General features: G+C 70.2%; 22 protein-coding genes and 2 tRNA genes. 16 read left to right on the top strand and 8 right to left on the bottom strand.

Annotated features, from left to right (window positions below; translation table 11 throughout):
- Window positions 1-822 (bottom strand): ATP-grasp domain-containing protein (locus AP234_RS17565; protein WP_235558214.1); only part of this gene is annotated, 822 nt, incomplete at its 3' end.
- A gap of 132 nt (window positions 823-954) precedes the next feature.
- Between AP234_RS17565 and nudC the strand changes: the two genes are divergently transcribed.
- Entirely contained in the window at window positions 955-1,869 is a 915-nt protein-coding gene (nudC, locus tag AP234_RS17570; RefSeq protein WP_083502191.1) for an NAD(+) diphosphatase, read from the top strand.
- 8 nt (window positions 1,870-1,877) lie between these two features.
- On the opposite strand, the gene AP234_RS17575 is transcribed toward nudC, so the two are convergent.
- Both AP234_RS17575 and AP234_RS17580 read right to left on the bottom strand, forming a co-directional pair.
- Complete coding sequence (locus tag AP234_RS17575; RefSeq protein WP_055480719.1) at window positions 1,878-2,117, bottom strand: mycoredoxin; 240 nt, start codon at window positions 2,115-2,117, stop codon at window positions 1,878-1,880.
- A 141-nt stretch (window positions 2,118-2,258) separates the two neighbouring features.
- Complete coding sequence (locus tag AP234_RS17580) at window positions 2,259-3,281, bottom strand: alpha/beta hydrolase fold domain-containing protein (RefSeq protein ID WP_055480720.1); 1,023 nt, start codon at window positions 3,279-3,281, stop codon at window positions 2,259-2,261.
- 182 nt (window positions 3,282-3,463) lie between these two features.
- Between AP234_RS17580 and AP234_RS17585 the strand changes: the two genes are divergently transcribed.
- The 5 genes from AP234_RS17585 to AP234_RS17605 all read left to right on the top strand — a co-directional run bounded on the left by AP234_RS17585 (window position 3,464) and on the right by AP234_RS17605 (window position 7,520).
- Window positions 3,464-5,539: an ATP-dependent DNA helicase UvrD2 gene (locus tag AP234_RS17585; RefSeq protein WP_055480721.1), complete on the top strand. Its 2,076-nt coding sequence runs from the start codon at window positions 3,464-3,466 to the stop codon at window positions 5,537-5,539.
- 32 nt (window positions 5,540-5,571) lie between these two features.
- Window positions 5,572-6,465: an acyl-CoA thioesterase gene (locus AP234_RS17590; protein WP_083502193.1), complete on the top strand. Its 894-nt coding sequence runs from the start codon at window positions 5,572-5,574 to the stop codon at window positions 6,463-6,465.
- A gap of 115 nt (window positions 6,466-6,580) precedes the next feature.
- Window positions 6,581-6,892 (top strand): hypothetical protein, encoded by a 312-nt coding sequence (locus tag AP234_RS17595; RefSeq protein ID WP_055480723.1) that lies wholly within the window; start codon window positions 6,581-6,583, stop codon window positions 6,890-6,892.
- A 139-nt stretch (window positions 6,893-7,031) separates the two neighbouring features.
- Window positions 7,032-7,295: a WhiB family transcriptional regulator gene (locus AP234_RS17600; RefSeq protein ID WP_055480724.1), complete on the top strand. Its 264-nt coding sequence runs from the start codon at window positions 7,032-7,034 to the stop codon at window positions 7,293-7,295.
- Window positions 7,296-7,337: 42 nt separating this feature from the next.
- Complete coding sequence (locus AP234_RS17605; protein ID WP_055480725.1) at window positions 7,338-7,520, top strand: hypothetical protein; 183 nt, start codon at window positions 7,338-7,340, stop codon at window positions 7,518-7,520.
- Between the two features lie 145 nt (window positions 7,521-7,665).
- Here AP234_RS17605 and AP234_RS17610 read toward each other — a convergent pair whose 3' ends face one another.
- Window positions 7,666-9,012, bottom strand: a complete 1,347-nt coding sequence (locus tag AP234_RS17610; RefSeq protein WP_055480726.1) for an AarF/UbiB family protein — start codon at window positions 9,010-9,012, stop codon at window positions 7,666-7,668.
- Window positions 9,009-10,085 (bottom strand): ThiF family adenylyltransferase, encoded by a 1,077-nt coding sequence (locus AP234_RS17615; protein WP_055480727.1) that lies wholly within the window; start codon window positions 10,083-10,085, stop codon window positions 9,009-9,011. Before AP234_RS17615 ends, AP234_RS17610 begins: the two co-directional genes overlap by 4 nt.
- Before the next feature lie 189 nt (window positions 10,086-10,274).
- On the opposite strand from AP234_RS17615, the gene AP234_RS17620 reads away from it, so the two are divergent.
- Window positions 10,275-10,790 carry a M48 metallopeptidase family protein gene (locus tag AP234_RS17620; protein WP_055480728.1) on the top strand — a complete coding sequence of 172 codons (516 nt, stop codon included), beginning with the start codon at window positions 10,275-10,277 and terminating at the stop codon, window positions 10,788-10,790.
- Window positions 10,787-11,395 carry a hypothetical protein gene (locus AP234_RS17625; RefSeq protein ID WP_235558215.1) on the top strand — a complete coding sequence of 203 codons (609 nt, stop codon included), beginning with the start codon at window positions 10,787-10,789 and terminating at the stop codon, window positions 11,393-11,395. The genes AP234_RS17620 and AP234_RS17625 overlap by 4 nt, the downstream gene beginning before the upstream one ends.
- Before the next feature lie 164 nt (window positions 11,396-11,559).
- Here the strand turns inward: AP234_RS17625 and AP234_RS17630 are convergent, their stop codons facing one another.
- The 3 genes from AP234_RS17630 to AP234_RS17640 all read right to left on the bottom strand — a co-directional run bounded on the left by AP234_RS17630 (window position 11,560) and on the right by AP234_RS17640 (window position 14,585).
- Window positions 11,560-12,555 (bottom strand): endonuclease/exonuclease/phosphatase family protein, encoded by a 996-nt coding sequence (locus AP234_RS17630; protein WP_083502194.1) that lies wholly within the window; start codon window positions 12,553-12,555, stop codon window positions 11,560-11,562.
- A 122-nt stretch (window positions 12,556-12,677) separates the two neighbouring features.
- Window positions 12,678-13,283 (bottom strand): NUDIX domain-containing protein, encoded by a 606-nt coding sequence (locus AP234_RS17635; RefSeq protein WP_235558216.1) that lies wholly within the window; start codon window positions 13,281-13,283, stop codon window positions 12,678-12,680.
- A 24-nt stretch (window positions 13,284-13,307) separates the two neighbouring features.
- Complete coding sequence (locus AP234_RS17640) at window positions 13,308-14,585, bottom strand: zinc-dependent metalloprotease (RefSeq protein ID WP_055480729.1); 1,278 nt, start codon at window positions 14,583-14,585, stop codon at window positions 13,308-13,310.
- A gap of 82 nt (window positions 14,586-14,667) precedes the next feature.
- Between AP234_RS17640 and AP234_RS17645 the strand changes: the two genes are divergently transcribed.
- From AP234_RS17645 to AP234_RS17680, 8 genes are all read left to right on the top strand, one after another.
- A complete protein-coding gene (locus tag AP234_RS17645) occupies window positions 14,668-15,738 on the top strand; it encodes an NAD-dependent epimerase/dehydratase family protein (protein ID WP_235558217.1) in 1,071 nt (356 codons plus the stop codon).
- 41 nt (window positions 15,739-15,779) lie between these two features.
- Window positions 15,780-16,205, top strand: coding sequence for a molybdenum cofactor biosynthesis protein MoaE (locus AP234_RS17650; protein WP_055480731.1), 426 nt, complete (start codon window positions 15,780-15,782; stop codon window positions 16,203-16,205).
- A gap of 28 nt (window positions 16,206-16,233) precedes the next feature.
- Complete coding sequence (locus AP234_RS17655; RefSeq protein WP_055480732.1) at window positions 16,234-17,277, top strand: YlbL family protein; 1,044 nt, start codon at window positions 16,234-16,236, stop codon at window positions 17,275-17,277.
- A 150-nt stretch (window positions 17,278-17,427) separates the two neighbouring features.
- Window positions 17,428-20,376 carry a UPF0182 family protein gene (locus AP234_RS17660; protein ID WP_055480733.1) on the top strand — a complete coding sequence of 983 codons (2,949 nt, stop codon included), beginning with the start codon at window positions 17,428-17,430 and terminating at the stop codon, window positions 20,374-20,376.
- 106 nt (window positions 20,377-20,482) lie between these two features.
- Window positions 20,483-20,556, top strand: a tRNA-Met gene (locus AP234_RS17665).
- Between the two features lie 115 nt (window positions 20,557-20,671).
- A tRNA-Met gene (locus AP234_RS17670) sits at window positions 20,672-20,748 on the top strand.
- Window positions 20,749-21,009: 261 nt separating this feature from the next.
- On the top strand, window positions 21,010-22,080 hold the full coding sequence (locus AP234_RS17675; protein WP_055480734.1) for a DUF917 domain-containing protein: 1,071 nt from the start codon (window positions 21,010-21,012) through the stop codon (window positions 22,078-22,080).
- Window positions 22,077-22,395: hydantoinase/oxoprolinase N-terminal domain-containing protein (locus AP234_RS17680; protein ID WP_431998750.1), on the top strand; the 319-nt coding region annotated here is incomplete at its 3' end. The genes AP234_RS17675 and AP234_RS17680, both read left to right, overlap by 4 nt.

The raw sequence follows: 22,395 nt of genomic DNA on the forward strand, positions 1-22,395 counted from the left end.
CAGGAAATCGCAGTTGTCGCCGATCAGCCGGTAGTTGACCTCGATGACGCGCGGGCCGTCCCGGGTGACGACGTACTCGGTGTGACAGGCGCCGAAGCCCACCCCGAGCGCGGCGAGCGCGGCGGTCACGTGGCGCAGGTGATCCGCCGGGGGGTCGGGATGCCAGTCCAGGCGTTCCTCGACGAAGTGCGGGAGCGGCCCGAGCGTGGTGCGGAACCCCCCGATGACCGCGGTGGTCTCGCCGTCGCCCAGCGTCTCCAGCGTGTGCAGCGGCCCTTCGAGGTATTCCTCGGCGACCAGCACGTCGTCCGGCCGCCGTTTCCTGATCGAGCGCACCGCGGCGGTCAGCTCGGCCGCGTCGGCGGCCAGCACGACGTCCTCGCTGGCGACGCCCATGGCCGGCTTGATCACCACCGGGTACGGCAGCGCCTCCGGCGGGGCGGCCGAGCCGGGCGGGAGCCGTACGGACCGGACGGGCTCCACACCGGCGAGGCGGAGGCGACGGCGCATGAGCGCCTTGTTCTTGGCCGTGGCGCAGGCGCGCCAGTCCTTGTGCGGCAGACCGAAGTATCCGGCGGCCAGGGCGGTCTCGGCCTGCAGGTGGTCGGAGTTGGAGAACACCACGTCAGGGGGGTGATGCGCGGCGATGACGTCGATCAGGGCCCGGGGATCGCGCACATCGGTCTCGATGACCTCGTGATCCGGGTATCCGCCGGGCTGATCGGTCAGGATCGTCACGTCCCAGCCCAACGCGGCCGCGGCGGGGAGGAAGCCGTCGATCACGGAATCGGTCGGGTTGAGGGTGATGAGGTACAGGCGCACACGACCCCCGCAAGAATCATAGGTGAGGCTAACCTAACCGGCGTCATCGTAGTCGTTGGCTGATCGCTTCGCGTGGGGAATCGCCGCAGGGGGCTCGGTTGTTCTCGCTGGCACTCATGGAAGGATGACGCCGTGGCACTCTCGGATGGACTCCTCGGACCGCTGCTGCTGGCTCGTGGCACGATCGACCGTTCCGCGCTTCTGCGCACCGACGAGGATTGGCTGGAGCGGGCCTGGGCCGCCGAGAAGACGCGGGTCGTCGTCGTCCACGAGGGCAGCACGCCGATCCGCAGGTTCACCGACGGCGCCGCTCTGGTGCTGACCTCTCCCCACGAGGCGCCATCGGTCGACCGGGAGGCCAGATATCTGCTCGGCGTGGACGAGGACGGCGTGGCGTACTTCGCGGTGCGCTCCCCGCTTCCGCCGGGGGATGTGGCGGGCCTGCGCGAGGCGGCCGGGCTGCTCGACGACCGCGACGCGGGGCTGCTGGTGAACGCGGTGGCCCTGGAGGCGTGGCACGCCACCCACGAGTTCTGCCCGCGTTGCGGAACCCTCACGGACGTCGTGGCCGCCGGGCACATGCGGGTCTGCCCCCGCGACGGCAGCCAGCACTTCCCGAGGGTGGACCCGGCCGTGATCATGCTGGTCCACGATGACGACGACCGGGTGCTGCTGGCGCGCGGCCAGGGCTGGGGGGAAGGCCGCGTGTCGGTGCTGGCCGGCTTCGTGGAACCGGGGGAGTCGCTGGAGCACGCGGTGATCCGCGAGGTCATGGAGGAGGTCGGGGTGCTCGTCACCGCGCCGCGCTACCTGGGCAGCCAGCCCTGGCCGTTCCCCCGCAGCCTCATGCTCGGCTTCTCCGCGCGCGCGGTCACCACGGAGTTGCGGCCGGATCAGGACGAGATCGCCGAGGCGCACTGGCTGTCGAGAGCGGAACTCGCCGCGCGGGTCGAGTCCGGCGAGCTGGGCCTGCCGGGCCAGGTCTCGATCGCACGCAGGCTCATCGAGGCGTGGTACGGCGGGCCCATCTCGAGGAACGGCCGATAGGGGTCCGGTCAGCAGGCGCCGGCGAGGTGACGCTTCACCTCGGCGACCGAGGGGTTGGTCATCGTGTGGCAGTCGGTCACGACGGTGGGGACGACCTGGTTGCCGTTGTTGACGCTCATGACGAACTCGGCGGCCTCCGGATGACGTTCGATGTCGACTTCGTCGTACGCGATGCCCTCCCGCGTGAGCTGGCTCTTGAGCCGCTTGCAGGGGCCGCACCAGCTTGTCGTGTAGACCGTGAGCGCCATGTCCGTCCCTTTCTGGCGATACCTCACCACCGTGGGGTGTTCTGAGCAGTCATTGGCAACACGGCGGGGCCCCGTGCTGTTCCCGCCCCGGCGTACGAGCGCGTCCGCAGGATCACGGACCCGGGAACGGGGCGAACCTCCCTAGCGGTTCAGGCGGGAGGCGATCCAGGTTCTGACGGTCTCGGCCACGCCCGGTTCCCGGTACAGGGCGGAACTGTGCCGGGTGCCGGGCACCGTCCTGACCGTCATCGGCACCCCGGCCGCCAGGAGTTCCCCCCTGAGGATCTCGCTCTGGTACGGCGGGACGAACTCCTCGTCGGAGTGGATCGTGAGCACCGGCGCGTCACCGGGCGAGGCGTGGAACGGCACCTCCATGCTCGACCACTTCTGGGGACACCGGTCGGGTGTGCACCCGCCGGCGAGCGTGAGGGCGGCCCTGCGCAGCTTGCGCCGCGCGAAGTCCGCGAACGCGTCCGAGCCGTCCTCGAACGACGCGAGCGGCGACACGACCGGGGAGATCCCGACGACCCCGCGCAGGCCGGGCAGGCCGTCGCCGTACGTGCCGAGCGCGGTGGAGATGTGACCGCCGGCGGAGAAGCCGATCACGACGTAGCGGTCGGGGTCGGTGTTGAACAGCGCGGCGTGCCGGCGCACGGTTTTGATCACGTCGAGGGCGTCGGTCCGCTGGGCCGGCCAGGGCGCGTCACCGGACAGCCGGTAGTTCAGGTTGACCACCGTGTAGCCGAGCCGCACGTAGCTCTTGCTGATCGAGGTCAGGGACCTCTTGTCGCCGCTCGACCACCAGCCGCCGTGGATGATGAACACGGCCGGCCGCCGGGGGCCGGTGGAATGCCACCAGATGTCCATGCGCTGCCGCGGGTGCGGGCCGTACGAGAACGTCCGCACCTTGGCGCCGACGGGAAGGGCGGCGCGGGCGGTCGCGCCGGGGGAGGCGGTCGGCCTGGGGGAGACGGTCGTGCTCGGGGAAGGGGCCGGCGTGGCCGAGGGCACGTGCGTCGCGGTGGCGGTGGGCGTCGGATCGGGTGTCGCGCCGGGTGTGTGATCGCCCGTCTGGGTGGCACCGGCACCCGCCTTCGTGGGCACCTGAGCGAGCAGCACGGCGGTGAGCGCGAACGCGCCGCCCGCCGTGAGAACACGAGCCAACCCTGCTCTCGCCGCATTCCGCACGGCCTGGTTCCTCCCCGTTGTCACCCGGTGTCGACTTGGTGCAGAGCCGACGTCCGCCGCCGGCCCGGTCCCCGCCATGGGATCGGTGGGACAGATGTCGGAGGCTGCTGGAAGGATGATGCCAGTACATCCTCCGCACCGCATGTTGGGAGCGCCACGTGGACGTCCTCGAGGGGCTGGATCCCGAGCAGCGCGCGGTGGCCGAGGCGGTCCGCGGCCCCGTGTGCGTGCTCGCGGGCGCGGGCACCGGCAAGACGCGCGCCATCACCCATCGCATCGCGCACGCGGTGCACACCGGGGTGATCGAGCCGCAGAGCGTGCTCGCCGTGACGTTCACCACTCGCGCGGCGGCCGAGCTCAAACAGCGGCTGCGCCGTCTGGGCGCGCCGGGCGTGCAGGCCCGCACGTTCCACGCGGCGGCGCTGCGCCAGCTCAGCTACTTCTGGCCGCGGGTGATCGGCGGCGATCCGCCCCAGGTGATCGAGTCCAAGCTGCCGCTGCTCATCGAGGCGTCACGCAACCTGCGGCGGAACGCCGACCGGGGCGAGCTCAGAGACGTGGCCGCCGAGATCGAGTGGGCCAAGGTCACCCAGATCGGGCCGGAGGACTACACGGCCGCCGCCGCCAAGGCCCGGCGGACCCCGCCGATCGCGCCGGAGGAGGTGGCCCGGCTCTACGAGGGTTACGAGAACCTGCGCCGCCGGCGCAACCTCATCGACTTCGAGACCATCCTCGAGTTGACCGCCGCGGTGATGACCGAGCATCGCGAGGTGGGCGCCCAGATCCGGCAGCAGTACCGCTACTTCGTCGTCGACGAGTTCCAGGACGTCAACCCCCTGCAGAAGCTGCTGCTCGACACCTGGCTCGGCGGGCGTGACGACCTGTGCGTGGTGGGCGATCCCAACCAGACGATCTACTCTTTCACCGGGGCCACCCCGCAATATCTGACCGGCTTCGCCGTCGAGCACCCCTCGGCGAGCGTGATCAAACTGGTGCGCGACTACCGCTCGACCCCGCAGGTGGTCACGCTGGCCAACCGGGTGATGGCGCGCTCGCCGCACCGGCTCGAACTGGTCGCGCAGCGTCCTGACGGCCCCGAGCCGGTTCTCACGGAGTACGACGACGAGGAGGCCGAGGCGCTCGGGGTCGCGCTCACGGTGAAGAAGCTCATGGCCGACGGCGTCCCGGCCAGGGAGATCGCCGTGCTGTTCCGGATCAACGCCCAGTCCGAGGCGTACGAGCAGGCGTTCGGCGAGGCCGGCGTGCCGTACCTGCTCCGCGGCGCGGAACGCTTCTTCGACCGGCCGGAGGTACGGCAGGCCGTGGTGCTGCTGCGGGGAGCGGCGCGGTCGGCGGACGGCGACGACCCGCTGGCCCCCGCCGTCCACGCGATCCTGTCCGGGATCGGCCTCACCGCCGAGCCCCCCGGCGGCGGCAAGGCGCGGGAGAAGTGGGAGTCGCTGAAGGCACTGGCCGACCTGGCCGAGGACATGGCGGCCGACGGCGCGGACCTGGCCGGTTTCGTCACCGAGCTGGAACGGCGGGCCGTGGAGCAGCACGCGCCGCCCGTCGAGGGCGTGACGCTGGCCTCGCTGCACGCCGCCAAGGGCCTGGAGTGGGACGCGGTCTTCCTCGTCGGCCTCACCGAGGGGATGCTCCCGATCATCTACGCGGAGACATCGGAGCAGATCGAGGAGGAGCGGCGGCTGCTCTACGTCGGCGTCACCCGCGCTCGTGAGCACCTGCACCTGTCCTGGGCGCTGGCCCGCTCGCCCGGCGGCCGCAGGTCTCGGCGGCCCTCCCGCTTTCTCGAGGGGCTCTCACATCAGCTCCCCGCCGGGGCGGCCAGGACCGGACGCCGTTCGGAGCGGACCGGTGGGAGGCGGCCTGCGGCGCCGCTGCACTGCCGTGTGTGCGGCAAGACGCTCGCGGTGGCGGCAGAGCAGAAGCTGGGCCGCTGCACGACCTGTCCGGCCGACTACGACGAGGCGCTCCTCGAAAACCTCAGGTCGTGGCGGACCGCCGAGGCCAAGGAGGCCAAGGTCCCTGCCTATGTCGTCTTCACCGATGTGACGCTTCAGGCGATCGCCGAGCGGGTGCCGACCACGGAGGCGGAACTGCTGGCCATCGCCGGCATCGGCCGGGTCAAGCTCGAGCGGTACGGCGAAGCCGTGCTGGAGCTGTGCCGCGTCGCGACCGATGGCGGTAGTCTCACCAGTGTTACTGATGAGTAATATTCCCCCGGTGCGTTTTTGTTGGAGGCTCCGTGCACTCGGCTCTCAAGGAGCTGCTCGACCTGCTCGACCTGGAGCAGATCGAGCTCGATATCTTCCGGGGACGCAGCCCGGAGGAGCGGATTCAGCGGGTTTTCGGCGGTCAGGTCGCGGCTCAGGCGCTCGTGGCGGCCGGCCGTACGGTCCCGGCCGACCGCATGGTCCACTCCCTGCATGCGTACTTCATCCGGCCGGGTGATCCCGCGGTCCCGATCGTCTACAACGTCGACCGGGTGCGGGATGGCCGCTCGTTCACCACGCGACGGGTCACGGCCATCCAGCACGGCAAGGCGATCTTCTCGATGTCGGCCTCGTTCCACATAGCCGAGGAGGGCCTGGAGCACCAGTCGGCCGCCATGCCGTCCGTTCCCGAGCCGGAGAGTCTGGGGACCTTCCAGCAGCGGATGCTCGACGTGGTGGGGGACGACCCGACATGGCGCGAATGGCTGTCGAAACCGCGTCCGGTCGACGTGCGGTACGTGCACCGGCTGCCGTGGGAGGCGCCCGCCGGTGCCGCCGGGGCTCCCACCGCGTCCGACGAGAACCACGTGTGGTTCCGATACGAGGCCGATCTCCCCGACGACCCGCTGCTGCACGTCGTGCTGGCCGCCTACGCCTCGGATTTCACGCTGGTGGACACCGTGCTGCTCGCGCACGGGAGGGCCTGGGGCACGGCCGACTTCTCCGGTGCCTCGCTCGATCACGCGATGTGGTTCCACCGCCCGCTTCGAGCCGACGAGTGGGTGCTGTACGCCCAGGAGTCGCCGTGGTCGGGCGGCGCGCGCGGGCTCGCTCGCGGACAGATGTTCACGGCCGCAGGAGAGCTGGCGGTGTCCGTGGTGCAGGAGTGTCTGATCCGGGTTGGTGATGATGTCACGAAGTCGTGAAAATCGCAGGTAGAAAATAGGTTGCTCGGCCTGCCGGTTGGGATTTAGGGTCTTGGTCAAGCCAGTCGGACGATCCTGTTCCGGCTGTCGTACTACTGGAGTGGAGGTGAGTCAGGTGGAGATCACGATCATGTTCGCCACGCCGTGGCTCGCCTCTGCCTGCCCGAACGTCGCCATCGCCGCTGTCGCCCAGACGAAGCAGACGAAACTGCGGCGTGGCGTGGCCGCCTTCGCTCAGGTCGGCGCTGCCCGCACCGGTTCGGTCACCGAGCCTCGCTCGGCTGCCTTCGGTGTGGCGCGCCACGGCATCGAGTCCTACCAGGTCGCCCTGGTGGACCGTCCGATGAGCGATGAGCAGATCAACCGCACCGCCGACGGTGGGGCACCGGGTCCGTTGTACGCCTGGAGAGAACCAGTCATAACTTGACCGGTCTCCCTCTTCAGGCCGCGGATCCGACCAGGATCCGCGGCCTTCTTGTTTTGTCGGCCACGATTCCACCCCGTCCACGAGGACAACCAGGCCCACGAGGACAACCAGACCAAAACCATTCAAAGAGGTGACGCAGATGGCGGCCCCGGTCATGGACCTGATCGAAGCCGAAATCCCCTGTCGTACCGACCCCGACCTGTGGTTCGCCGAGTCTCCCGAGGACGTGGAGTTCGCCAAGGCGCTCTGCGGCGGCTGCCCGATCCAGAAGGCCTGCCTGGCCCGCGCGCTGGAGCGCGAGGAGCCGTGGGGCGTCTGGGGTGGCGAGCTCATCCTGCGGGGGGTCGTCGTTCCCCGGAAGCGCCCGCGGGGGCGTCCGCGCAAGACGCCCGTCGCCGCCTGACCAATACACGTAAGACCTGGAAACACAAGGAAGGACAGTCAGATGAACCTCTCCCCGAACGCCTCGATGTATCTCTACCAAGAACTGGTAGACGAGCGAATACGGACCTTGCACCGCGAGGCGGAGGAAGAGCGCCTGGCCAGCCGGATCCTGAGCGCCAAGCGGGCTCGCCGGCGGGCTGAGCGCGCCTCGGAGCGGCTCAGGGGCGCGCTGGCCCGTCTCTAGTTCGAAAAGGGCCCGGGCGCACATCGGCGTCCGGGCCCTTCCCGTCCTATCCGGCAGGACGCCGCAGCGGCCTGAGGTCATCCACGCGAGACCGTACGGGTCCGATGCGCGGTCAGGCGGTTCATCCCCGGCCTCGGCCGGGGTATCAGACCGCCATGAGGTCGACGTCGCCGCCCGAAACGCCGGGCTCGTCGGCGAAACCGGGAACCCAGCGGATGACCTCGTCACGGAATCTGGCGGTGGCGCCGAGCTGGCACAGGACGCCCACTCCCGCGGCATGAACCCGATGGATCAGCACGTATGACGGGGGCAGGTTGAGCTGGCGCACGACGTTGTTCGGCCGGAGGTCGGCCACGGTCGCCGCCTGCTCCCGCAGCCACTCCCGGCTGAAGGTGAACTCCTCGACCCGGGTGGGCTCGACGTAGGGGGCGAGGAACGCGCGCAGGGCATCGGCGTCCACCTCGATGTGCGGCCGGATGAACCCTTCCTCGCGAAGTCCCTGGACGACGGTGTCCATGTCGCCCTGGTTGAAGATCCGGGTGAGCGTGCCGAAGGCGCGGGGGTAGCCGTCGGGCAGCCGGCTGACCGCCCCGAAGTCGAGCACCCCCAGGCGTCCGTCCTCCATCACCCGGAAGTTGCCCGGGTGCGGGTCGGCGTGCAGCATGCCCACCCGGGACGGCGAGCAGAAGAGAAAGCGGACCAGGCGCAGACCGGCCAGGTCGCGCTCGGCCTTGGTCCCACTTTCGATGATCTTGGCCAGTGGTGTACCGGTCATCCACTCGGTGACCAGGACCTGCTCGTTGGCCGCGATCACATCCGGGATGTGGAAGTCCGCGTCGTCCCTGAACTCCTGGGCGAACGCGTGCTGCGCCTCGGCCTCCCGCAGGTAGTCGAGCTCTTCGGCGACCCGGTCCTTCAACTCGGTGAGAACCGGTTTGATGTCCAGTCCGGGCAGCATCGCAGAGAAGAGCTTGCCCAGGCGGGCGAGCTGGTTGAAGTCGGAGATCAGGGCCTTTCCTGCACCCGGATACTGGATCTTCACGGCGACCGGCCTGCCGTCATGCCAGACCGCCCGGTGCACCTGTCCGATGGACGCGGCCGCCGACGGGCTGTCGTCGAACTCCGTGAAGTTCTCCCGCCAGTCGTCGCCCAGCTGCTCTGCGAGGACACGGTGAACCGTGGCCGCGGGCAGCGGCGGCGCGGCGTCCTGCAGCCGGGTCAGCGTCGCCCGATACGGTCCGGCGATCTCGGGCGGCAGCGCGGCTTCGAAGATGGACAGCGCCTGGCCGAGCTTCATCGCTCCGCCCTTGAGCTCACCCAGAACCTTGAAGATCTGGTCGGCCGTACGCTGCTGGATTTCATGGGCCACGCGCTCCGCCGACGCGCCGCCGAGTCGCCTGCCCAGTCCCAGTGCGGTACGGCCGGCGAACCCGAGGGGGAGCGTGGCGAGCTTGGCCGAGCGGGTCATGGCACGGTGGGGGAGGTCACTCACGCGACCATTCTTAGCGATGACATGGGGTTTCGACTACATCCACATTCGGGATGGGGCTCCCAGGAGCGGTGACGCCAACGCCAGTCGGGCAAAACGTGCAGTGTGCCATTGGTCACATCCGCCGGCATGCCCGTGCCGTCCAGGTGGGCGAGCGCACACCCCGCGGTCTGCGCCGCGACCAGGGAGGACAGCACCGCGTCGCATGCGATCTCGCCCGGGGGATGACCGCCGATCCGGGCGCTGACCATGGGCCAGGAGGGGTCCCGGTCCCTGCGGGTGAGATCGAGACAGCCGAGGCAGAGCGGACGCCCCGGGATGACGAGCGGGCCGACCGATCCATGGCCTTCGAACGCGGTGGCCGGCAGGTGCGGGATCCCCTCGGCCAGGAGTTCGCGCACCAGCACCGGATCGAGGGGACCGACGGGGGCGAGGATCACCAGATCGGGGTGGGGCGCCCTGTCGGCCGGCCGGGACGCGGACCGGCCGGGCCACGCGTTGACGTCCGGCGCGATCCTCCTGGCCGCCGCGACGGCGCCCTCCTCACGCGGCATGTCGATCTCCTGCGGTCCGAGCCCTCCGGGGACCACATCCTGGGGCCGGGCCGTACCGGGATCGACCACGCAGATGTGGCCGACGCCCGCCGCGGCGAGAAGGGTGGTCACCTGGGCGCCGACCCGGCCGGCGCCGTAGATCCGGACCCGGGCCGCGCGCCTGCGCGTGAGCGCGACCAGGCCACCGTCGGAGGAGGTGAGGGCGAGCCGCTCCAGGTCGGGGCGGAGGCGTTCCCGGTCGGCCCGGTCCAGGCCGGCGAGCGGCCCGGGAGAGGCGGCCGCGTCCTCGATCAGGCCGTGGGCGGCCAACAGATCCACGAGCTCACGGGTGGCCTCCTCACCCAGATCGCTCTCCGCCAGCACCTGGTCCAGCGTCCGGCTGCCGTCGAGGCCGTAGATCAGCCGCCGGACGGCCGGCTCCACCTCGGCCACAATGATCGCGTGGGACGGGTGGACGCCGAACTGCAGGGTGCGGTCGTCCCGCTCGATTCGGCGCAGCGCCGACTTCAGACGAGGTCTCATAGCCGAAAGACCTTGTCACATGGCGGGAACGGCGTGCGCCGGTTCCGGCGGGGCTGTGGATAATCACCGGGGCTCCGGGGTCCGACGAGGCGGAACGGGCACGCCCACAAGGTCACGTTCGCCCGATTGACCAGGGAAAACGTGACGTACCCCCTGTGGAAATCCCCGCATGTCGGCTACCTTTCATATGTGCCCCCCGAGACAGTCGAGGTTCGTCGGAGCACGCGACGGCGGCGAACCGTTTCCGCGTACCGCGATGGCGACAAAACCATCGTGCTGCTTCCGGCTGGCCTGAGCACGACTGACGAAGAGCAGTGGGTGCGCCGCATGCTCGACCGGCTCGCCGCCAAGGAACAGCGGAGACGGCCGAGCGACGACGACCTGCTCGACCGCGCGCTGGAACTGTCGGCGCGCTACCTGGACGGCAAGGCGCTTCCCTCGAGCGTGCGCTGGGTCGAGAACCAGCAGCACCGGTGGGGGTCCTGCACTCCAGATCATGGCACAATCCGGATCTCGGTGCGGCTTCGCGGCATGCCCGCGTGGGTCGTGGATTACGTGATCATGCATGAGCTGGTCCATCTGCTCGTGCCCAGTCACGGCCCCCGGTTCTGGGCACTCGTCGAACGCTATCCTCGGGCGGAACGCGCCAGGGGATTCCTGGAGGGCTTCTCCATGGCGTCCAACGGCTCTCCGGAGGAGTGTTGACACAGCCACCGACGAGGGTCGCCGCCGTGCTGGTCGCTGCCGCGATGGCGGACGCCGCCCCGCCCGGAGTCGACCCCGCCGAGTTCCTCCTGGCCATGGCCGAGGACACCTACGAGATGGTCGCCGGGCTCGAACTCGTCCGGCCCGTGATCCTGTCCGCCGGGGTTCCCGGCCTGGAGGAGATCGCCTGGCCCGGCACACCGGTGATCTCGATCGGCTCTCCCGCCGAGGCGTTCGCGGCGCTGCCGTACGGCACCGAAGCCGTGGTGATCAGCGGTGATGCGCCGGACCTGCCACCGCTGCTCGTGGGCAAGCTGTTTCGCGAGCTGGGCCGTGCGCGGCTCGCCGTGTGCCCGGCCGAGGGCGGGGGAGCGGCAGCCGTGGCCGCCCGGCTGCCGCTGCCCGAGTGGGCCGGTGTGGACTTCGATGAGCCCGACCTCGTCGTACGGCTGCGCCGCAGGGCTCCCGGACCCCGCATGGTCGCCACCGGCCCCGGCTGGCACCGGCTCAGGAGGCCCGCCGACGTCGCCAGACTCGATCCCGGGCTGGAAGGCTGGGACAGCACCCGAGCCCTGCTCTCCGCGCCGAGGTCCGCCTCAAGGTAGGCGTCGGGTCCGGCTCAAGGAAGGGGACGGGCTCGACTCAAGGCAGGGGCCGGGTCCGGCCCAAGGTGGGCATCGGCCCAAGGCAGGGGCCGGGTCCGGCCCAAGGTGGGCATCGGCCCAAGGCAGGGGTCGGGTCCGGCCCAAGGTGGGCGTCCAAGCCCGGCTCAAGGCAGGCGCAGTTCGGCGAAGAGCGCGCGGTGATCGCTCCGCGGCACCTCGTGCACGCTCGTGCTCACGGCCGACGCCCGCTCGTCGAACAGCACGTGGTCGATCGTGATCAGCGGCGGAAACCGCCGGTTGGCCGGCCAGGTCGTGTGCAGGCCCTTCCCCGTCGCGTCGGCCGCGTCGGCATAGCCGCGGCCGATGACCTCGCGCAGCGCGGAGTGGTCGAGACTCGCGTTGAAGTCCCCGGCCAGGATCCGGATCGTGGCCGAGGACGAGGCGGCCGACGGCAGCGCCGCGAGGTCCGCCAGCCAGCCCGGGGTGTCGGGACGCAGGGGGGCGAGCGTGTGGACGTCGACGATCTCGACGGTCCGGCGGCCGGGCAGCGTGAGCGTGGCCCTCGGCATGTTGTGCCCGCCCGCCGGCGCGAAGTCGGGCAGTTTCCTGAGCGGGTGGCGCGAGTAGATGCCGCTGCCGGAGGCGCCGAACGCCTCCTCCAGGTGACGGTACGGAAGGAGCTCGCCCAGCCCGGCCGAGTCGAGCGCCAGCACCGCGTCGGGGGTGAGCTCCTGGGTGCTCAGCGCATCGGGCCGCAGCCGCCGTACGAGATCGACCACCGTTGCCGCGTCGCCGCGTCCGTACAGGAGGTTGGCCGTGAGGATCCGCAGCGTCGGACCCGTGGCGGTGGGCGTCGAGGGCATCGCGCGCGGCAGCACCAGGATCGCCATGATGACGCAGGTGACCACGGCCGTGCTCACCACCGCCCGGTTGCGGGAGGCCGCCGCGACCAGGAGCGCGATCAGCGACCCCGCGGCGGCGTACGGCGTCGCGGTGATGAGCTGGATCATCGGCGTGCCGCCCTCGAAGCCGCCCAGCCGGACGATGGCCCAGCAGGCGAACGGCGCGACGGCGATCCACGCGAGCGGCACCGGCATCCGCAGCCTCGGCCGCCGTCGCCGAACAGCCCTGATCTCACCGCCGACGTCCACCTTGGTCATGACGCCGACCCTAACGATTGGACGTGCGGGAATGTGTGAGGCCGCCGTGCGGATTTCGTGCGGAAGCGATCACGTCGAATCCGCTGTCGAGCCCTCCGCGGCATCGCCGCGCCCGGCCCGGCTCAGGCCGTACCGGTGCCCGTGCCCCGGCCCGCGCGTGCGACCAGCAGATCACGGGCCCGGCGGGCCAGCCGCCGGGTGGCCTCGTCGCTCAGCTCGGGGATCTCGTCCACCGGGAACCAGCGGAGGTCCAGCGACTCGTCGCTGATCATGGCCTCGGCGCCGGGCGGGGCGACCGCGCCGTACTCGACGTCGAGGTGCCAGCTGTGCGGCGGATGACACCAGACCCGGTGCCTGTCGAGTGCGAGCGGGCCGTCCAGCAGGGTGAGACCGGCGATGCCGGACTCCTCGGTGGCCTCGCGCAGCGCGGCCAGCGCCAGCGATGCGTCGGTGGCCTCACAATGCCCGCCCATGGGCAGCCACATGCCGGCCTTGGGATGCAGGGTGAGCAGCACCTCGCCGCCGTCGTGGGACAGCACGGCGGTGGTCGCGGTCAGATGGCCGGGCGCGCACTCCCGCCACATCGCGTCGTCGTGGGCGTCCAGATGGGCCAGGAACTCCCGGCGGAGCCGCTCCTCCTCGGGAGTCGGGGCCGTCCATCCGGCCAGCACGGCTCGCGCGTCGTGGTGAAGGCCGTCACGTCGCAGGCTGTCACGGTGCGTACTCACCGCGACAGCCTACCGGCCGGCCCGCTACTCGCCGGGCTGACCGGTCTGGTCGTCCGTGCCCTGGCCGGGCTCGTCGAGCGAGGACAGATCGAAGGCGTTCTCGCCCTTGACGAACGACTCCGGATCGTTGAGATCGTCGGCGGTCGGCATCAGGTCGGGGTGGTTCCACACCGCGTCCCTGCCGTCGATCCCGCGGTGGTCACCGAGGGCCTTCCACAGCGCGGCCGCCTCGCGCAGCCGCCGCGGACGCAGCTCCAGGCCGACCAGCGTGGCGAAGGTCCGCTCGGCGGGCCCGCCGGTCGCGCGGCGGCGCCGTACGGCCTCGCCGAGCGCGACGGCCGACGGCAGCTTGCCCGCGGCCGCCGCGTCGACCACGGTCGACACCCAGCCTTCGACCAGCGCGAGCGCGGTCTCGAGGCGGGCGAGCGCGGCCTTCTGCCGCTCGGTCTCCTCGGGCTTGAGCAGTTCGCCGCCGCCCAGCACCTCCTGGATGCGCGCCGGGTCGCTGATGTCCAGCCCCTGCAGCTTCTCCTCCAGTGCGGAGACGTCGACGGTGATGCCCCTGGCGTACTCCTCGACGGCGCCGAGCAGGTGCGCACGCAGCCACGGCACGTGCTGGAACAGCCGGTGGTAGGCCGCCTCGCGCAGGGCCAGGTAGAGCCTGATCTCGTCGGAGGGGGTCTCCAGGCCCTGGCCGAACGCGGCGATCCCGCCGGGCAGCAGCGCGGCCGTGTCGGACAGCGGCAGGCCGATGTCGGTCGATCCGACCACCTCGCGGGCGAGCGTGCCCAGGGCCTGGCCGATCTGCTGGCCGACCATCATGCCGCCCATCTGCCGCAGCATGCCGATCAGCGGGCCGGCCATCGCCTCCGCCTCGGGCGGCAGCCCGGCCGCGCCGAGCGTTCCGCCCATGGTCTGCACCATCTGTGCGGCGATCGGATCGCACAGCTGTTTCCAGACCGGGACGGTCTTCTCGATCCACTCAGAACGGCTCCAGGCCTGGGGGGTGGTCACACCGCTCGGCAGCGCGGTCACCTCGTTCAGCCACAGGTCCGCCAGATTGAGGGCCTCGACGATCTCGCGCCGCTCGCCCTCCATGACACTCGGATCGCCCTCGGCGACCACCGCGTGTCGTGCGATGTTCTTCGCCATTTCCCAGTTGACGGGTCCGGCTTCCGGCGATGCCGACGCGGACAGCATGTCCGCGAACTGCCGCATGGCCGCGGCCATCTGCTCCGGGCTGCCGAACATGGCGAACGGATTGTCGTTTGGGTCGTTTTCGCGACCTGGCAGGTCAGTCACCGCGCCACCTCGTGCAGGATGGAGGAGTCCACAACCGCCACGTTATCCGCCGAGAGGCGGATCAGTGCAAAGTGAGGACCTCGTGCCTACCTCAAAACGCCTTCGTCAGCCTGTCGTCGCCGTCACCGGCGCCGCGTCCGGAATCGGCAGGGCGTTCCTGGCGAGAGTGGCCTCGTCTGCGGATTTCCGCCGCGTCGTGGCCATCGACGATCAGCGCGGCGACGTTACCGACGTCACCTGGCGGGTCCTCGACATCCGTGATCCGCTCTTGGCGAACCGGATATCCGATGTGGACGTCCTGGTCCATCTGGGCACCGACGAGTCGATGGACACCGACCCCGCCGAGCGCCGCCGCTACAACCTCAGGGCCGCGCAGACCGTGCTCACCGCCTGCGCGGCAGCGCGGGTCCGGCGGGTCGTGCTGGTCACGAGCGCCATGGTGTACGGCGCCGCCCCGGACAACCCGGTGCCGCTGGAGGAGGACGCCCCGGTGACGGCCGAGTCGGACACCGGGGTGATCGGAGATCACCTCGAGATCGAGGCGCTGGTGCGCCGATCGCTGCGCTCGCACCCCGGCCTCGAGGTGACCGTGCTGCGGCCCGCCGCCCTGGTCGGGCCGGGCATCGACACGGTCGTCACCCGCCATTTCGAGGCGCCGAGGCTGCTCGTCGTGAAGGGCTGCCTGCCGCGCTGGCAGTTCTGCCACGTCGACGATCTGGTGTCCGCGCTGGAAGCGGCCGCGCTCGGCAGGGTCTCCGGCGCGGTCGCGGTCGGCTCGGACGGCTGGCTGGAGATGGACCAGGTGGAGGAGATCTCCGGCCTGCGCCGGTTCGAACTGCCCGCCGGGCTGACCTTCGGGACCGCCCAGCGGCTGCACCGGCTCGGCATCACGCCGGCTCCCGCCGCCGACCTGCATTACGTGGTCTATCCCTGGGTGGTGGACTGCGCCGCGCTGCGCGCGGCCGGGTGGAAGCCGGCCTGGAGCAACGAGGCGGCACTGTGCGAGTTGCTGGAGCTGTCCGAGGGCAGGCACGCGGTGGTGGGCCGCCGCCTGTCGGGCAAGGAGGCCACGATCACCGCGGCCGGCGCGACCGTCGCCGTGATCGGCACCGCCGCCATCGTCCGCGTCGCCCGCCGCAAGCGGCGGTCCTGATCGGCTGGGCCACGCGGACGAAGCCGTACTAGTCTCGTGGGATGGGCGTTATCCGATTGCTGGGGATCCGTGACACCGCGCTGTCCGTGGACGAGGTCCTGAGCGCGGTGGGGGACCACGCGGCGGGCGGCACCGGCGTGTTCGTGGGCACCGTGCGGGAGCAGGACCAGGGCAGGCCCGTGACGCTGCTGTCCTACTCCGCCCATCCCTCCGCCGAGCAGGAGCTCCGCCGGGTCGCGGAGAAGGTCGCCGCGGACTTCCCGGTGACCGCCCTGGCGGCCGTGCACCGCGTGGGCGACCTGCGGCTGGGCGACATCGCGGTGGTGGTGGCCGCGGCCTGCCCCCATCGGGCGGAGGCGTTCGAGGCGTGCCGGCGGTTGATCGACGACCTGAAGCACGAGGTGCCCATCTGGAAGCACCAGGTGTTCGCCGACGGGGAAGCCGAATGGGTGGGCGCCTGCGATTGACAGGTCTCGAAACGCATAGAGTTCGTCCATGTCCCGACGCGCCCTGACTCTGATGGTTGCGGGCTTCCTCACCCTCCTGCTAGCGGTGATCGGCGCCATGCTGCCGGTGCCGTACGTCGCGCTGAGCCCGGGTCCCACGGAGAACACCATCGGGGACGTCAAGGGCAAGCCGGTCATCAGCATCTCGGGCCGTCAGACGTACCCGACCGAGGGCAAGCTGAGCCTCGTCACCGTCGCCTATCAGGGGGGTCCGGGCAACCGGCTCGACCTGGTGACCGCGCTGCGCGGCTGGCTCGACCCGACCGTGGCCGTGGTGCCGGAGGAGACGCTGTTCCCGAGGAGCTCCACGGCCGAGCAGGTCGAGGAGCAGAACACCCAGGAGATGACCGACTCCCAGCAGACGGCCACGGTCGCCGCGCTGAAGGCCCTCAAGATCCCGGTGGAGAAGACCGTCGTGGTGGTCGACACCGACAAGGGGGCGCCGGCCGAGGGCAGGCTGAAGGCCGGCGACCAGATCACTGCCGTCGACGGCGTCGCGACGGCCGGTCTCGAATCCGTGGCTGAGGCGGTGCGGCGGCACAAGCCCGGCGAGCAGGTCGAGTTCACGATCAGGCGCGGGGAGACCACGACCGACGTGTCCGTGCCCACGGTCGAGGACAAGGAGGGCAGGGCCGTGGTCGGCGTTCGCATGAAGGCCGACTTCAAGGTCCCCTTCAAGGTCGACATCAGCGTGGGACAGGTCGGCGGGCCCAGCGCCGGGCTGATGTTCTCGCTGGGCATCTACGACAAGCTGACTCCCGGCGCGCTCACCGGAGGGAAGTCGGTCGCCGGCACCGGAACGATCGACATCGACGGCAAGGTGGGGGCCATCGGCGGGGTCGAGCAGAAGATGGTGGGTGCGAAGAAGGCGGGCGCCACGGTGTTCCTCACGCCGGCGGGGAACTGCGCCGACGCCGTTCGGGCCGTGCCCACCGGCCTTCGCCTGGTCAAGGTCGAGACGCTCCAGGACGCGATCGACGCGATGGACGCCCTGCGCGCCGGCAGGCAGGATCTGCCCGCCTGCCCGGCGTGACCGGTCGTGGGCGGGCGGTAGTTTTCCACAGGTCCGGGACGTGCGAAGCGCGACCGGCCGTATCGCAGTGTAGGTTTTCCAGACACGGACCGTTTGCTCTGAGACAAGGGGTGGGCGTTGAGCTTCCGGAGCCCCGGAGCCGGACGGGCGATGCGCTTGCCCCGTCGGCCGCGACTTCTCGTTCCCGTCACGATCGCCGTCGCGGCGATCGTGGTATTACTGCTGATCTTCGCTTCCATCTACACCGACTACCTCTGGTACGACTCGGTGGACTTCTCGTCGGTGTTCTCCACGCTGCTCCTGACGCAGATCGTGCTGTTCATCGTGGGCGCCGTGCTGATGGTGGGCATCGTCGGCGGCAACATGGTGCTGGCGCACCGCACCCGGCCGATGTTCGGGCCGGGGATGTTCGGCACCCCGCAGGGGGCCGATCGCTACCGCATGTCGCTCGACCCCCATCGACGGCTGGTCTTCCTGATCGGCATGGGGATCCTGGCGCTGTTCACCGGGTCGTCGGTGGCCGGGCAGTGGAAGACCTGGCTGGAGTTCGTTAACAGGACGCAGTTCGGCCAGAAGGACCCCGAGTTCCATCTCGACGTGTCGTTCTTCATGTTCGTCCTTCCGTTCCTGCGGATGGTGCTGAACTTCCTGTTCCTGGCCGTCATCCTGTCGATCATCGCCGCGGCGATCGTGCACTACCTCTACGGCGGCTTCCGGATCCAGTCCCCCGGCGGGGTGCACGCGACCCGGGCGGCGCGCAGCCACCTGTCGGTGCTGCTCGGCGTGTTCGTGCTGCTCAAGGCCGTCGCCTACTGGCTCGACCGGTACGATCTCGTCTTCTCTGAACGCGGCAAGGCGTTCGGAGCGTCCTTCACCGATGTGAACGCGGTGCTGCCTGCCAAGGGCATCCTCGCGGTCATCTCCCTGATCTGTGCGGTGATCTTCTTCGCCGGCGTGGTCCGGCCCGGCGGCATGTTCCCCGGCGTGGCCCTCGGCATGCTGGTCCTGTCGGCGGTGCTGATCGGCGGGGTCTATCCGGCGCTCGTCCAGCAGTTCCAGGTCAAGCCCAACGAGCAGGCCAAGGAGCGCGCCTACATCCAGCGCAACATCGACGCCACCCGGAGAGCGTACGGCGTCGACGACACGAAGGTCACCCAGTACAGCGCCAAGACGGAGGCGGACCCCTCGGTCCTGCAGGCCGAGTCGCGGTCCATTCCGGGGATGCGCCTGCTCGACCCGAGCCTGCTGTCGTCCACCTTCCAGCAGAAGCAGCAGATCCGCGGTTACTACCAGTTCCCCGAGCAGCTCGACATCGATCGCTACCCGGTCGACGGCGAGATCAGGGACACGGTCGTGGCGGTCCGCGACATCGGGCTGCCGCCCGAGGGGGAGCGCAACTGGATCAACAGCCACCTGGTCTACACCCACGGCTTCGGATTCGTCGCAGCGCCGGGCAACCGGGTGGACGGCACCGGGCTCCCGGAGTTCAACGAGAAGGACATTCCGCCGGTGGGAGACCTCGGCGAGTATGAGCCGCGCATCTACTTCGGAGAGAACTCGCCGGAATACTCCATCGTCGGCGGGCCCAAGGACGGACCGAAGATCGAGCTCGACTACCCCCAGCAGGGTTCGAGCGGCATCGGCCAGCAGAACAACACCTACGACGGCAAGGGCGGCGTCCCCGTCGGCAACTACTTCCGGCGCATGCTCTACGCCTTGAAGTACGGTGAGGCGAACCTGCTGCTCAACTCCAACATCAACCCGGATTCGCGGATCCTCTATCAGCGCAAGCCGATCGAGCGCATCCAGCGGGTCGCGCCGTTCCTCACCCTCGACCGCGATCCCTACCCGTCCATCGTGAACGGCAGGATCGTCTGGATCGTCGACGCCTATACCACCTCCAACTCCTACCCCTACTCCCAGCGTCGGAGCCTGGAGTCGCTGACCACCGACATCTCGACCAGCCGGCTGGGCATCCCCCAGGTGCCGCGGGACGAGATCAACTACATCCGCAACGCCGTGAAGGCGACGGTCGACGCCTACGACGGCACGGTGACCCTCTACGCCTGGGACGACTCCGACCCGGTGCTCAAGACCTGGGAGAAGGTCTTCCCCGGGATCGTCAAGCCGGTCTCGGAGATCACGCCTGACCTTCGCAACCACCTGCGCTACCCGGCCGACCTGTTCAAGGCGCAGCGGGAGATCCTCACCACCTACCACGTCACCAACGCCGACGCCTACTTCGGCGCCCAGGACTTCTGGAAGGTGCCCGAGGACCCCGCGAGCGGCAAGAGCAAGCAGCCGCCGTACTACGTGACGATGAAGATGCCCGGGGGCCGCGAGAAGTTCTCGCTCACCACCACCTTCGTCCCGAACGGGCGGCAGAACATGGCCGCGTTCATGGCCGTCGACGCCACCGCGCAGGAGACCAGGCCGCCTCTGGAGATCCTGCAACTGCCGAGTGCCACGACCATCCTGGGCCCGGCACAGGCGCAGAACCTGTTCGACTCCAACACGACCGTCTCCCAGGCGCTGAACCTGCTGAGAGGCGACTCGGGCGCGACCGAGGTGCTCTACGGCAACCTGCTCACGCTGCCCTTCGGCGGGGGCCTGCTGTACATCGAGCCGGTGTACGTCCAACCCCGGGCGGAGACCTCCGGGAAGTACCCCACGCTCCGCAAGGTGCTCGTCGTGTACGGCGAGAAGGTCGGCTTCGCCGACACACTGGGTGACGCGCTGCGGCAGGTGTTCGGCGGAGAGGCCACCCCGCCGGAGCAACCGCAGCAACCGAACCAGCCGGCCGAGCCCGAGAAACAGACGACTCCCGCAGAGACCGACAAGACGTTGACGAGCACGCTGCAGAAGGCGCAGCAGGCCTACACCGACGCGCAGAAGGCCCTGTCCGACACCCCGCCGAACTGGGGAGAGTACGGCAAGGCCCAGCAGGCGCTGAAGGAGGCGCTGGACGAGCTGAACCGGCTGGAGAGCAGCAGGGCCGCGGCCTCGCCGGCTCCCACGCCCGCCGCGACCGCGTCGCCGAGCGCGAGCCCGAGCGAGAGTCCCGCGCCGACGCCAAGCCCGAGCCCGCCCGGCGGATGACGGGGAGAGGAGCGGAGCGGAACCCCGCGCCGGAACGGCGCGGGGTTCCCGCCTTCCGGGGCCTGTTTGCCTCTCGCCCACATCCCGGTTAGGCTGAAGAAGCCGACGCGGGGTGGAGCAGTTCGGTAGCTCGCTGGGCTCATAACCCAGAGGTCGCAGGTTCAAATCCTGTCCCCGCTACTTTTGAAGGCCCCGACCTCCGGTGACCTGGAGGAACCGGGGCCTTCGCTATCTCCGGGGAAACCGATTTGGCGTCCGGGCGCGATAGCGGTATTGTAGAAGTACAAGAAAACGACGCGGGGTGGAGCAGTTCGGTAGCTCGCTGGGCTCATAACCCAGAGGTCGCAGGTTCAAATCCTGTCCCCGCTACCAAGTGAAAGACCCGGAGGCTCGCCTCCGGGTCTTTCTGTTTACGCCCGCTGTCCGGCCGCCCCCGCGTCATTTCAACGTGACCCCGGGTCAGCGGAGTCCAGGGAGCGAGGACCGCAGCGAGGGCCCAGCGGGCGGGGTTCGCGAAGACCGCGGTTTCCTCCGGCGCGGCGACCGGCCGTTGTCGTGGTACGACAACGAAAAGACGATCTATGTCGGAAGGTGACATTGAGCCGGTGCAGCAGAGTGGTGAAGGCTCCCCGCATGCAGGCCCGCATCTCACTGGACGACGTCGCCGCCCTGGCCCGGGGCTGTGCCGTGCTCGGAACGGGCGGCGGCGGTGACGTACGCGCCGGGGCGATCGCCGCGCGCCGGGCGATCCGGGAGCACGGCGAGGTGCCGCTGGTCGCACTCCGCGACCTGCCCGACGACGCCCTCGTGCTGCCGCTGTCGGGAATCGGCGCCCCGACCGTGAGCCACGAGATGATCCACGCGGAGGACGAACCGGTCCGGATCCGGGAGGAGATCGAACGGATCTTCGGCAGGTCTCCGGCCGCCGTGATGTCCTCGGAGATCGGCGGGGCCAACGGGGTCGCACCGGTGGCCTGGGCGGCCAGGCTCGGTCTGCCGCTGCTCGACGCCGACGCGATGGGCCGCGCTTTCCCCGAGGTCCAGATGGTGTCGATGTACGTGGCGGGAATCCCGGCCAACCTCGTCATCATGTCCGACGTCGTCGGCAACGTCGTGACGATACGCCCGGTCGACGGCCTGTGGTCGGAGCGGCTCGCCCGCGCCGTCTGCGTGGCCTCGGGGTCGAGCGCGCTGATGGCGGACTACATCCTCACCGCCGGCGAGTGCGCGGGCGCCGTGATCGAGGGCACGGTGAGCCGGGCGATCGCGATCGGCCGGGCCACGGAAGGCGCGGCGGACCCGCTCGCCGCGCTGTGCGCGGAACTCGGCGCGACCCGGCTGATCGGCGGCAAGCTGACCGACCTGGATCGGCGCACGACCGGTGGGTTCGCCCGGGGCACCGCGACGATCGAGGGCACCGGCGACGACCGAGGCAGGACCCTGACCCTGGAGATCCAGAACGAGAACCTCGTCGCCGTGGAGGACGGCCGGGTGCTCGCCATGGTGCCCGACCTGATCACGGTGGTGGACACCCAGTCGGCCACGGCGATCCAGACCGAGGGCCTGCGTTACGGCCAGCGGGTGACCGTGCTGGCCTGGCCGTGCGATCCGCTGTGGCGTACGCCCAGAGGATTGGAGACGGCCGGGCCGCGGGCGTTCGGCTACGATCTCGACTATCTCCCCGTGGAAAAGATCAACTCATGAACGAGCGGAGTCTGCGGATCGGCATCGACGTCGGCGGCACGAACACCGATGCCGTGGCGATCGACGAGGCCGACCGGGTCGTGGCCAAGGCCAAGCGGCCCACGAGCCCGGACGTGACGGAGGGGCTGCGCGCCGCGCTCGACGCCGTCCTCGCCGAGCTGCCCGATCCCCGCCTGGTCGCACGGGTGATGCTCGGCACGACCCACGCCACCAACGCCATCCTGGAACGTCGTGCCCTCGGCCGGGTCGCCGTGTTGCGGCTCGGCGCCCCGGCGACCACATCGGTTCCGCCGCTCAGCGAGTGGCCGGATGATC

Origin of the sequence: Sphaerimonospora mesophila (assembly GCF_001417795.1) — a bacterium.
GTDB lineage: Bacteria > Actinomycetota > Actinomycetes > Streptosporangiales > Streptosporangiaceae > Sphaerimonospora > Sphaerimonospora mesophila.

What these genes read in the sequence shown, in the direction of transcription:
- AP234_RS17575 (WP_055480719.1), bottom strand. Translation starts at nt 2,117, where the DNA reads ATGGCGCTCACGGTCTACACGACAAGCTGGTGCGGCCCCTGCAAGCGG.
- AP234_RS17600 (WP_055480724.1), top strand. Translation starts at nt 7,032, where the DNA reads ATGGCGGCCCCGGTCATGGACCTGATCGAAGCCGAAATCCCCTGTCGT.
- AP234_RS17605 (WP_055480725.1), top strand. Translation starts at nt 7,338, where the DNA reads ATGAACCTCTCCCCGAACGCCTCGATGTATCTCTACCAAGAACTGGTA.
- AP234_RS17615 (WP_055480727.1), bottom strand. Translation starts at nt 10,085, where the DNA reads ATGAGACCTCGTCTGAAGTCGGCGCTGCGCCGAATCGAGCGGGACGAC.
- AP234_RS17630 (WP_083502194.1), bottom strand. Translation starts at nt 12,555, where the DNA reads ATGACCAAGGTGGACGTCGGCGGTGAGATCAGGGCTGTTCGGCGACGG.
- AP234_RS17650 (WP_055480731.1), top strand. Translation starts at nt 15,780, where the DNA reads ATGGGCGTTATCCGATTGCTGGGGATCCGTGACACCGCGCTGTCCGTG.
- AP234_RS17655 (WP_055480732.1), top strand. Translation starts at nt 16,234, where the DNA reads ATGTCCCGACGCGCCCTGACTCTGATGGTTGCGGGCTTCCTCACCCTC.
- AP234_RS17660 (WP_055480733.1), top strand. Translation starts at nt 17,428, where the DNA reads ATGCGCTTGCCCCGTCGGCCGCGACTTCTCGTTCCCGTCACGATCGCC.
- AP234_RS17675 (WP_055480734.1), top strand. Translation starts at nt 21,010, where the DNA reads ATGCAGGCCCGCATCTCACTGGACGACGTCGCCGCCCTGGCCCGGGGC.